The 12517-nt window shown below is 36.0% G+C and carries 8 protein-coding genes; 4 read left to right on the top strand and 4 right to left on the bottom strand.

The genetic code is table 11. From position 1 onward, the window contains the following. Positions 1–27 precede the first annotated feature (27 nt). Positions 28–1824 carry a lysophospholipid acyltransferase family protein gene (locus B4N66_RS14330; RefSeq protein WP_291095656.1) on the bottom strand — a complete coding sequence of 599 codons (1797 nt, stop codon included), beginning with the start codon at positions 1822–1824 and terminating at the stop codon, positions 28–30. 178 nt (positions 1825–2002) lie between these two features. Between B4N66_RS14330 and B4N66_RS14335 the strand changes: the two genes are divergently transcribed. Together B4N66_RS14335 and B4N66_RS14340 are read left to right on the top strand one after the other, a co-directional pair. Then, entirely contained in the window at positions 2003–2764 is a 762-nt protein-coding gene (locus B4N66_RS14335; RefSeq protein WP_291095658.1) for an exodeoxyribonuclease III, read from the top strand. A gap of 24 nt (positions 2765–2788) precedes the next feature. Continuing rightward, entirely contained in the window at positions 2789–3754 is a 966-nt protein-coding gene (locus B4N66_RS14340) for an OmpA/MotB family protein (protein ID WP_291095659.1), read from the top strand. 141 nt (positions 3755–3895) lie between these two features. Here the strand turns inward: B4N66_RS14340 and B4N66_RS14345 are convergent, their stop codons facing one another. Both B4N66_RS14345 and B4N66_RS14350 read right to left on the bottom strand, forming a co-directional pair. Continuing rightward, positions 3896–4456: a hypothetical protein gene (locus tag B4N66_RS14345; protein ID WP_291095661.1), complete on the bottom strand. Its 561-nt coding sequence runs from the start codon at positions 4454–4456 to the stop codon at positions 3896–3898. Beyond that, on the bottom strand, positions 4456–5037 hold the full coding sequence (locus B4N66_RS14350; protein WP_291095663.1) for a hypothetical protein: 582 nt from the start codon (positions 5035–5037) through the stop codon (positions 4456–4458). The genes B4N66_RS14345 and B4N66_RS14350 overlap by 1 nt, the downstream gene beginning before the upstream one ends. A gap of 122 nt (positions 5038–5159) precedes the next feature. On the opposite strand from B4N66_RS14350, the gene B4N66_RS14355 reads away from it, so the two are divergent. Together B4N66_RS14355 and B4N66_RS14360 are read left to right on the top strand one after the other, a co-directional pair. Next, entirely contained in the window at positions 5160–5519 is a 360-nt protein-coding gene (locus tag B4N66_RS14355) for a helix-turn-helix domain-containing protein (RefSeq protein WP_291095665.1), read from the top strand. Positions 5520–5643: 124 nt separating this feature from the next. After that, a complete protein-coding gene (locus B4N66_RS14360; protein ID WP_291095667.1) occupies positions 5644–6678 on the top strand; it encodes an NADP(H)-dependent aldo-keto reductase in 1035 nt (344 codons plus the stop codon). Between the two features lie 92 nt (positions 6679–6770). Here the strand turns inward: B4N66_RS14360 and B4N66_RS14365 are convergent, their stop codons facing one another. Further along, positions 6771–12272, bottom strand: coding sequence for an alpha-2-macroglobulin family protein (locus B4N66_RS14365; RefSeq protein WP_291095669.1), 5502 nt, complete (start codon positions 12270–12272; stop codon positions 6771–6773). Positions 12273–12517 lie beyond the last annotated feature (245 nt).

The raw sequence follows: 12517 nt of genomic DNA on the forward strand, positions 1-12517 counted from the left end.
AGTCCCTTATTTGGGACTTTTTCTTTTTTAACCTTTATCTTTTTTCTCTAGTTCAGCTTGAAATTCTTCCATAACGGGTTTTACAGTGCTTTCCGGTAAGTCAGCAATTCGAATGTACATTAAGCCATCTACTGCATTGTTAAATAATGGGTCAACGTTAAACGCAACCACTCGGGCATTTTGTTTGATGTATTTCTTAATCAAAACCGGCAAACGCAAATTGCCAGGTTCTACTTCGTCAATAATTTTATCAAATTTGTTCAAATCGGCTTCCGTTTCATTGAATACAAAATCCTTGTCGGCATCTTTCAATTTAACTTTGTATTCTTTTTTCGGATGAATGTATTGAGCCACATACGGATCATAATAATGTGATTTCATAAACTCAATCATCAACGATTTAGAGAAATCCGAAAATTGATTACTGATACTTACACCACCAATTAAAAATTTATGTTCAGGGTAACGAAGCGTGGTGTGCACAATACCTTTCCACAACAAAAATAACGGCATAGGTTTTTGCTGATACGCCTCAATGATGAACGCCCGTCCCATTTCGATGGATTTGCTCATCATGTCATACAACTCCGGTTCAAAACGAAATAATTCATGCAAATAAAATCCGTCAATACCATATTTTCCATAAATCTGAGAACCAAATCCCATTCGATAAGCCCCTGCAATCATTTGAGCATCATCATCCCACAAAAACATGTGGTGATAATATTTGTCATACTGATCTAAATCCAGCGATTCATTTGTTCCTTCGCCAATAGCTCTAAACGTAATTTCACGTAAACGACCTATTTCGTGTAAGATATTCGGAATTTTATCGGCGGTAACCAAATATACCTGATAATTTTTACTTTGTAACAAACGGTATTCACTCTTTTCTTTGAGCATTGCCATTTCTTCCAAAATTTTGTCATGATTAGCCGGTTTTGCAATTTCTTTCGGACTTTTAGGAAATTTTAAACTTGGAGCAGCGAGAAGTTTGTTGCCTTTTTCAAAGGCATTGGCAAGCATATACGTCTTTTTTCGGAGAAATTCTGAATACGATTCGATGCTTTCGTATTCATTTTGTTCGGCTACAGAAATTGGTTTTCCGATTCTAACTTTAATCACACGTTTTTTCTGCGTTAATAATTCAGAAGGCAATTTTGCCGTTCTAAACGTATCATTCAAACTCGATAAAAAGTAGAATAATCGGCTGTTTTTCGCGTGAAAATAAATAGGAACAACAGGAACTTGAGCTTTACGAATCACTTTAATAGCTCCTTCTTCCCAAGGTTTATCAACAACCAAAACACCGTCTTTGTAAGTTGAAACTTCTCCCGCTGGAAACATTCCCAACGGTTTTCCATCACTTAAATGGCGAAGCGTTTCTTTAATTCCGACTACACTCGATTTAGCATCTTTATGATTTTCAAATGGATTCACCGGCATGATATACGGTTTCATCGGTTCGATTCTGTGTAATAAAAAATTGGCTATGATTTTAAAATTGGGTTCGCGTTCCAACATTAATTTCAACAGTAAAATACCGTCAATTCCACCAAGCGGATGATTGGAAACGGTGATATACGGACCTTCTTTTGGGAGACGTTTTAAATCTTCTTCGGGAATCTCAAATTTAATCTGAAATTCATCCAAAATGCTGTTGAGAAAAGTTACTTCCGATAAATGTTTATTTCGATTGTAGATTTTGTTTAACGTAGAAATCTTCAATACCTTCATCAGCAACCAACCAATGGATGTACCAATGAAACCGTATTTGTCAACATTTATTGCTTTGGCAACCTCTTTCGCGGTAACTAACCCCATTCGTTATTTATTGTTTGTGTGGTTTTGGTGAAAGTAACAAATATAGTAATTCTGACAGTATCAAATCCAAAAAAATACACAAAAACTGTAAGTTGTTAAACATTTATTATAATATTGAATTGTGGTTTTAATAGTCAAGGTTTTTACCTATTTTTGAAAAACTTTATCAGTAATTTTAATGAGAATTATTTCCTATAATGTAAACGGAATTCGAGCTGCCATAACCAAAGGTTTTTTAGATTGGCTTCAACAGGCAAATCCGGATATTATCTGCTTACAAGAAATCAAAGCCACTGAAGATCAGATTCCAACTGAAGCTATCACAGCGGCCGGCTATCCTTATCAATATTATTTTTCTGCTCAAAAGAAAGGATATAGTGGTGTAGCCATTTTGTCTAAAACTGAACCTAAGAATGTGGTTTTCGGAACCGGAATTCCTGAAATGGATTTTGAAGGAAGAAACCTGAGAGCCGATTTTGACAATTTTTCGGTAATGAGTTTATACCTTCCTTCCGGAACAAATATTGATCGATTAGACCATAAATTCAAATATATGGATGATTTTCAAATGTATATTAATGCAGTGAAAGTTGACATTCCAAACTTAATTATTGCCGGCGATTATAACATTTGTCACGAAGCAATTGATATTCACGACCCGATTAGAAATGCAACCGTTTCCGGATTTTTGCCTTCTGAACGAAAATGGATTGATGGTTTTATGAAAAGCGGATTCATTGATAGTTTCCGTCATTTTAACAAAGAACCTCATCATTATTCATGGTGGAGTTACCGTGCGAATGCCCGAAATAACAACAAAGGTTGGCGGATAGATTATCTTTTGGTCAGCGAACCGATGCGTGACCGATTAAAAAGAGCCGTTATTCTTCCGGAAGCCAAACATTCGGATCATTGCCCGATTTTAGTAGAAATTGATTAAAATAAACCTCAAATAAATAACAAAATGATTAAAAAAGTCTCATTACTTCTGCTTGTGGCAGCTTTGTCTGCTTCCTGTGTTTCCAAAAAAGTGTTCAATGAATTAGAAGGAAAATACGCTACCTTAAAAAAGCAACAACGTGAATTATCGGATGAAAATCACGACTTGGAAAAAACGAAAAATAAATTAGAAAATGATTTAAAGTTAAACCAAGATGAATTAGCAAAAGTAAAAGCCGAACGTGATAAATTACTAAATGATTACACCGCCGCTTCCAATAATTTAAAAACATTACAAACTTCGTATGCTGCATTAGAAAAAAATTCAGATGAAGCGTTGCAAGCGAATATGAAGAAAAACAGAGAATTATTAGCTCAATTGGATGCCAAAGAAAAAGTATTGGCAGCCGAACAAGAACGTTTGAATAAATTGCAAGCCGATTTAAAAGATCGTTCGCAACGCGTGGATGAATTGGAAGGACTGATTTCTGCCAAAGAAGAAAACATGCGAAAACTAAAAGAAACACTTTCCAAAGCCTTAAACAGTTTTGAAGGAAAAGGACTTACCGTAGAACAAAAAAACGGAAAAGTATATGTGTCAATGGAAAATAAGTTACTCTTCCAAACCGGAAGTTGGGCGGTTGGAACCGAAGGAAAAAGAGCTGTTGTTGAGGTTGGAAAAGTATTAGCTCAAAACCCGGACATCACTGTTTTAATTGAAGGTCACACCGACAACGATAAAATTTTAGGTTCTATTGGTGGCGGAATCGAAAACAACTGGGATTTATCAACTAAAAGAGCAACAGCAATTGTTAACATCTTAGCCGAAAATAAAGGTGTTTTAAAAGAAAATTTAACTGCTGCCGGACGTGGTGAATTTGCTCCGTTAATGTCAAATGATTCTCCGGAAGGCAAGGCTAAAAACCGCAGAATTGAAATTATTTTGACTCCGAAATTAGATGAAATTTCTAAAATGTTGAATGATTTATAGAAAGTGGCTGAGTAGCTGAGATGCTGAGTCGCTTAGTTTAACTTTGCTCACTTTGAATATAATAAGCCAACTGAAAATGCTCAGTCAATTGCTAGTTAAAAAAATTAAAACAGGCTCTACAATTTGTAAAGCCTGTTTTTTTTAATCTTTTAATTCTGAAATCAATACAGTTTTGTATATATCACAATTTAAAGCCTCTCTTTTTTCAGGGTCTGTTATGCACTTTGGATCCTTAGAGCAACCCCAGTTTTTTTGGTCGTTAAATATGAAAACTTCGGGATAGCAATCATTATTACCTACACAAATTAGATAGGTTTGTTCAAAAGAATTAACCTGATTGGTTTTGTTGTTAAAATACAATTCGTCTCCAATTAATTTAAGCCATCTTGCAATTCTAACTTTAGAACGACTATCTTTAATCAAAACAAAATAATATTCTTCTTGCAAATCTCCAATTGTTTTTTGTTTTACAATTTCAACACTATCAAAATGGATAGGTTTGTCAAAGGAAATATTTTCTTTTAATTTTTGCTTTAAAAGAGTGGTGTCTTGAATAATTTCAATTCTTTCTCCATAAACTTTAGCAAACGGAAAATCTTTATCTTTTTTTGCTGATCCTTGTGCATCTGTCTGAGAAATAGAGATACAAGAATTAACAAAAAGAAAGAATACAAAAAACAAACTTTTTAAGTTCTTAATCATTATTGTTCAAATGCTTTTATTACTACTGTCATTGATTTAGTGCATGTATTGGTACAACTTGTACACGCCCATACTTTTCCATTGCCACCAGCGATTGTTTGTTGATAAGGAACACAATCAACAGGTCCGCAATTAGTACTCGTACATGATATAGAACCTTTATTTGCATTAACATTAAACAATCTCCCCACTCTATTTAGCTCAAATGCTGATTTATATTTACCATCCACATCAGAAGCAAATAAACCAAAATAATAATCTGTCGGATTACTTCCAACAACAATATTTTTTTTGATTTCTAAACTTGTATAAGTCACTTCACCTAGACCTTGTTCAAGAGCTAATTCAGCAAAAACTTCTAATAATTCGTCTTTATCAGCAGTAATTTCATAAACACCATTCCCTTTATCTACTCCAACAATATAATTTCCCCCAGTCCTAGAGAACAATGAACTGTTTTCGTCAGTCCCTAATTCTTTTTGTTCATCACTACAAGATTGTAAAATACCGAAAAAAGAAACAAATAAAACGGATGTTAAAACGGCAATTAACCCAATTCTTTTTTTGACTAAACTTTCCATAAAAATAATAAATTAAATTAAACAATAATTTTGTGAGATAAAATTCATAAAAAAACTTATTGGATTTAATCATAATATTGCTATTTTTGAACACATATTTGCTAATATTAATCTTACAAGCCATGATAATAGGAACAAAAATTAAACAACTACGCGAAAGAAATAAAATATCTCAACTTGACTTAGCCATAAAACTTGGAATAGGACAAACAACCATTGCCAGCATTGAAAGCGGAAATACTACTAAAATAGATTTTAATTTAATAAATAAACTTTGTAAAGAATTTAATGTTGATTTTCAGTATTTTGTTGAAGATTCTAAATTTAAACAAATTAATAGAGATAAATCTGCTGGAAATATTTCTGAAAATCAAAATAATACTATTTATGACAAGTTGATAGAACAATATGAAGAAAGGATAAAAGAAATGAAAAACACAATTGAAGATTTAAAAAAATCTCAAAAGAAGAAAGAAGATTAATAGTTTTGATTAAATTTCTAAAATGTTGAATGATTTGTAGAATAGGTTCTAACGTACAAAGGTTCTAAGGCACTAAGGTTTTTTACCTAAGTCCCTTAGCACCTAAGCACCTCAAAAGAAAAAAATGAAAACCACCACCATACCCAACACCTCACTTAAAATCAGTAAAATCTGTTTAGGAACAATGACTTTTGGCGAACAAAACTCCGAAAGTGATGCTCACGAACAATTGGATAATGCTGTTTCTCGCGGAATCAATTTTATTGATACAGCCGAAATGTATCCCATCGCTTCCCGAAAAGAAACCTTAGGAAGCACCGAACGATTCATTGGAAGTTGGTTAAAAAAACACGGTAAACGTGAAGATTTAGTAATTGCCACCAAAATAGCTGGACCCAATCGTGGGATGGATTACATTCGACAGCCATTGGATTTTTCAGCAAAAAGCATCAAAGAAGCGGTTGATTTAAGTTTGAAAAACCTGCAAACTGATTATATTGATTTATACCAAATGCATTGGCCGGAACGTGTGATGAATATGTTTGGCAAAAGAGGTTTAACCGAAATTGATAACAATTGGAAAGAAAATTTTGCTGAAGTTTTATCCGTGTATGATGAATTAATCAAAGCCGGAAAGATTCGGCACATTGGTGTTTCAAACGAAGCTCCGTGGGCGGTGATGAAGTTTATCAGCGAAAGCGAAAAACATAACTTGCCAAGAATTGCCACGATTCAAAATCCGTATTCCTTATTAAATCGGTTGTTTGAAGTAGGTTTAACCGAAGTTTGTATGCGTGAAAACATTGGTCTAATGGCTTATTCTCCATTAGGTTTCGGTATTTTATCCGGCAAACATTTAAATGGAACTAAGCCAAATTCACGAATTGATTTGTTCCCACAATTCACTCGCTACACCAATGAAAATGCAACCAAAGCAACCAAATTATACCAAGAATTAGCTCACTCTCACGGCTTAACATTAGCTCAAATGGCGTTGGCTTTTGTGCAACAGCAACAATTCGTAATGAGTACGATTATTGGAGCCACTTCCTTAAAACAACTAAAAGAAAACATCGATTCGCTTGAAATTGTTCTTTCAGAAGAGATTTTAAAAGAGATTGATGCGATACAGGAAATGATTCCGAATCCGGCACCGTGAGTTTTGGTTTTTTGATCGTCGTTCAATCTACCTCAACATTATTGCCTCCATAGCGAGTGTAAAAGATAAAATACTCTAAAGAATCTTTAAAACTACTCCTTCACTACCTCAACCCACTGACCCAATGTTCGTGCCGCATACGTGTTGTCGTACATCGCTTCGGCTTGCATTCCGGGCAGATAATAGTTGCCCAAATAGGATGCGTTTAACAGCACTCGGAACGTTCTGGACTCGTTGGCTTTGAGGCCAAAATAGAAATTGGTGCGGTCGTCGCGGATGTCGATGTGGTCGGCTACGTTGTTGCCAAAACTGCCAAAATCGGTGAAACGCGTGTTCACGATTTCAAATCCGGATGGGATAATTTGGGTTAATGCCAGATTTTCCACGCGTTCATTGGTTTGGTTTCGGATGGTGATTTCGGCAATAAACTCGGTTCCTTGAGCGATTTTTGACACGTTGACTTGTGCTCCGCTTCGGTTTTTAAAGACGAGATTGGTGTATAATTTACTTTGCATCGCTTTTTCTTGACCGATTGGCAAAATTCCGCTCGTGAGCACTCGCACATACAAGGTGTTGGATTTTGTGTTTTTGATGGTGATGGAATTGCTTCCGTTTTTGATATCCAAATTGCGATTAGCTAATGATTTTACGGTCGTGATGGTTTGCGATTTTCCGTTTAACGAATAAGTTACTTCTACGCCTTTTCCGCCGTTTTGTTGAGCAAATTTTGACATCGCATACAAGCAATAGGCTGTGGTTTGGGTGCTCATCCATTGGTCGGAAGCCATATTTTTGGCCAAATCGGTCGCCATTTTGAAGGCTCTTTGTTTGTTTCCTGTTAGCAATAAAGTTTCCAAAGCCATCGCTTTATTGCGTTCGGGTGAACCGTAATAATAGTAATGGTTTTGATTTGTTTCATCAATTTTACTTTGATTGAATAGCGTTTGAGCGGCTTGTTTTTGTCCCGCCAACGCATAAGCAGCAGCTAAACGCAATTTACTTTCGTTGGAAATTCCGGTAGTTTCACGCAAACGGTTCATCGAAGCCATATCGGGCGAACCGGCCAAAGCTAAGGTGTACAAACGATAGGCTTGAGCAAAATCGTTGTGATAGCCTTTGTTCAAACGCCATTCTTTGGACGCTTTTTGTTGATAGGCAATCCATTTTGATTTGAAATTGATGGGTAAAACATAGCCTTTTTTCTCGGCTTCAATGAAGAAATGACCCACGTAGGATGAACTCCAATCGTCGGCATAATTTTGTCCGCTCCAATACGAGAATCCGCTATTTGAAATTTGGAAACCGCCTAATTTTTGGATTCCGATTTTGATGTTTTTCTGAATTTCGTTTTTACGGTTTTGGTCTAAATCGAAAATATCTGCCAAATACAATTGCGGGAAAACACTCGACGTGGTTTGCTCTAAACAACCGTGCGGATATTGGATTAAATACTGTAATCTTCTGCTAAAATCAATGGTTGGAAAGGATGAAACCTCCAATTGAGCTTTGTTGCTTCCGGCAACACCGAAGGTGGAAAAAGAAATTGTTTTTGAACTGTTTGGTTCTAAGACAATATCGGTGAATTCATTCGTAATCGGGTTTGGATTTGTGATATCGAGTTCGACTTCGTACGTTGCTTTTTCGTTTCCGGATGTGGCGATGACTTGCACTTTTGCCAATCCGGTTAATTCGCCTACTTCCAACTCAAAATACGCCATTTTTTCGTCCGGTTGAGCGAAAGATAAACTTTGCGAAGTTTTTCCAATTACTCGAATTCCGTTGTTGGTTTTGATTTGTAGAGAAACATTTTTTACTTGTGGTTCCATCGCAAAAATCGTCACTGGTAACGTTACTTTTTCGGTTGGAGAAATTTTTCTTGGTAACGATGCCAATACCATCAACGGTTTTCTAACAGGCGTTGTTTTTTCAGCTGAACCGTACGCACTTGAATTTACATCTCCGGCTACGACCATTGTTCGAACCGAACCGACATAATTTGGCATCGTGATTTTATGCGTTTGCGATTTTCCTTTTTCTAATTTGTATGGGCCAAAATACATCACCACCGGTTTAAATCGATTGGCTTTTTTGGCTTTGCTTCCTCCTAAATCTTCGTCACCACCGATGCTGAACACTTGGTTGATTCTTCCGCCGTAAGCTCCAATTACTTCATCAAAAATATCCCAGGTTTTTACGCCTAACGCTTCACGAGTGTAGAAACTGTTCCAAGCATTTGGTGTTTTAAATCGGGTTAAATCGAGTAAACCATCATCCACAATGGCCAACGTGTATGTCATTGCTTTTCCTGATTTTTCGCTTACGCGGATACTCGTTTTTCCTTCCGGTTGCAAAACTTCCGGCATAGTGATTTGTGGTTCGAGAATGGTGTTTTTGTCGATGACTTCAATTGGCACAATTCCATATAAACGAATCGGTGAATCGTTTAATGTGGAAGCGTGCGGTTGTAATAATGTAATGTGAACGAACACATTTGGAGCCATTTCACCTGTAATTGGAATTTCAACTTTGGTTTCGCCTTTTTGCGTAGTGGCCCAGAAGGTTTTTACCACACGAGAACCATTTTCTAACGAAATTAACGCTCTTCCGCCGGCACTGGATGGAAAGGAAATTTTGGCTTTTTCGCCCACGGCATAGTTCTTTTTATCGGTGGAAAACATCAACATCGACGCATTAGAAGCATCGGTATTTCTGGTTTTTCCTGACCAATACGGCCAATCAATCATCACGGTTGAACCGGTGGAGTGACCGCCTTGCTCATCGGTGACTCTTATTAAATAACGACCCCATTCATTTTCTTCATTTTTAAATTGAACGTTGGCTTTTCCTGTGGAATTTGTGCTTACGTTGAAATTCTTAAATGCTGTTGTTGAATTGGAGGAAACATAACTGGAAAGATTGTCATAACTCGCATCCCACCACCAACGCCATTCTACTTTATAGACTTGCACTTTCAGGTTTTGCACCGATTTTGGGTTTCCTTTTTCATCGACAGTAACAATGTCATAACGGTTCATTTTTCCGGTTTCTAATAAGCCGTATTTGTTTGGTTCGGGCGTTTTTAATCCGACATATGTTTGATAAGGCGAAAGTGTTGTTGCCATCACATCGGTACTGAAATCGCCACCGTTTTCATAGACTTTGGTCATCAAACTGGCTTTCAACATTCCTGGAGATTGACTGCTTACTTTCGGTTGAAAACTCACGGTTGCTTTTCCTTCTGAATTTACTTTTCCGTTAAAAATCGTCGTTTCTTCGGTTTCAAATTGACGAATTGGATCGTCGAAATTATAATTGGCGAAACCTTTAAAAGTGGTTTTTTGTTGCATAATTTTGGCTTGCATTTCCATTTTTAAATCTTTGGCAACGGCACCGTGCAACCAAGCCACTTCCACTTCGCTGACATTTGTTTTGGATGTGGATAAAATTTCGGAATCGAATTTATTTTTAATTTTTAATCGATTGGGTTTAATGGTTTCGATTTTGATGTTTTTATAAAATCTTGCTCCACCAACGCTAATTACTGCTTCCCAACTTCCGGTAGGATGACTATCTCGTGTTGGAATGATAAATTTATAATGATTTAGTTCATTATACTTTTGAACCGACTGAAAGGTCAATTTTCCGGTTGGATCATTCAATTTGAATTTGATGGGATGCGATTTGTCTAATTTACTAGCGGCATCATTCAACATAAAACTCAAAAACAATGTGTCGCCCGGACGCCAAACGCCTCTTTCGCCGTAGATGTAGCCTTTGAGTCCTTTTTGCAATTTTTCGCCCGAAACATCAAAATTACTGACGGACTGCGAATAGCCTTCGTCTAATTTCACGTAAGTGGTTTGTTTATCTTTTGAAACGAGGGCAAAATAGGCATATTTGTCAACTTTAAACGAAGCCATTCCTTCTGCATCAGAAGTTCCTGAAGCAATTTTTTGTTGTTGAAAATCATACAATTCAACCGTTGCTCCCGAAATGGGTTGCGTATTGACAATGTTGGTTACGGCAATGGTATAAGAACCATTTTCGCCACGTTTGGCAATTACGCCTAAATCAGAAGCTAACACATTCATTCCGATTGGTCTGCGACGGAAATAATCGTTTTGGCAGGCATCTTGGCTGTCGTACCAATCGTAATCATCATACCAATAATAATCATAATAATCATCGTCGTGAGAACGTACTTCTTCATTATCATCCTCTTGATCTTCTTCCGAATCAGTTGTTGTTTCGGAACATTTGAATAACGAATAACTTTTTTTGAACGACATTTCTACCCGATAAATTGCTCCCGGTTCCGGTGTGATTATTTTTGACAAATCGAGGGCAAACGTATTCCACTTGCTATAATTTGGCAATTTTTTATTTAATAAATTGATGGTTTGTTTTGCGATTGGCGAAGCTACTTTTCGTAAATTTCGATTTCCGTTTAGGTTATTATCTTGTAAAAATTGCAGAACATTATTTTGGTAAATTTTATATACTTTTACATCAACCGCTTTTAGATTTGCCGATTCAAAATTGATTTTTAAGTTGTTTGAACTTGGTAAAATTGTTCCGTTTTTGGAAAATCGGATGTTCGGTTTCATTTCGTTGAAAGCAACTTGTTGCGTATGAGTTTCTTTCATTTTATAGCCTTCGTCGCTGGTAATTCCTTGGAAAACTTCTACTAATAAATCGCCTTTTAGTGGTTCGCTGAAAAAGACTTTCAGTAAATTTCCTTCGATTAAAAATTTGGTGGTTTGAGCAGTTTCAACGGAAACTAATCCTTGTAAATCTTGTCCTTTTTTGATGGGATCAGTAAAATTGATAAATAACGATTGGTTGTCTTCATCGCCCACTTCCATTCCAACAATTTTGAAATTATTTTTCCCAGGAATTTCATATTCTACGCTTCCTTTTTGATCTATGTTGAAAGGTTTTCCGTTCCAAGAAATTTCGATTTTATCATCTTCTACTTTTCTCTGAATACTATCGATAATAAATTTGAATTCCGTTTTGGTGCTTAGTGATTTATCAAATTTAATTTTTAATTTTTTTCCGTCTTGCGTGGCTTCCACTAATTTTGAAGCGGTTGTAAAATCCAACAAATCGCTGGTTTGAATTGTTCCGTTCAAGTAATTCAATTCTCTGCTGTAGGATTGCAAATCCATCACATTTACTATAAAATCTTGTTTTAAAGTTTTGATAGAAAATTTGAATTCTTCTAATCCTTTTTCAGTTTTGATGAGTTTGGATAATTTGAAAACAATGCGGTATTCGGTGTCTTGTTTCAATGGCTTTTCGGGTACAAAAGCAATGGTGTTGGAGGCCAACGCGACCATTTTTCCTTTTACGCTTGGTGAAATTTCAAACAAACTTTTGTCGATTTCCTGATTCGGTTGCCATTCTTGCTTATCGAAAGCCAGGGTTACGCGAATATCGGAATTGGCCGAAACCAAACCGGAACTGAAATTCAGTATGTACTCGTGAAACAATGAAAAATCAGAATTAAAATCTTCTGTAGATTCTTTTTTGCCACAAGAGTGTAGCACTACAACCGCAACAAAGAGTTGCATCAAACGTTTGATTGACATTGTTCAAAAAGATTAAAAAGTGGAACGGGAAAAAGAGTGGGTACTTATCTGCAATAACACAAAAAGTATTCCAAATATTGTGTTAAAGATAATTATTTTTAGAAGAATTTTTGGAATAAATTAACTTGATTTCAAGAAATACATTTTGAAGTTTTACCACGAATTCACAAATTTTATTGTTGCTTTAAATTCGTGATTATTCGAATTTCATCAAAGATGAACTAATGAGGAATTATTAGTGAATT

Origin of the sequence: Flavobacterium sp. UBA2787 (assembly GCA_002352205.1) — a bacterium.
In the GTDB taxonomy this organism is placed as follows: domain Bacteria; phylum Bacteroidota; class Bacteroidia; order Flavobacteriales; family Flavobacteriaceae; genus Flavobacterium.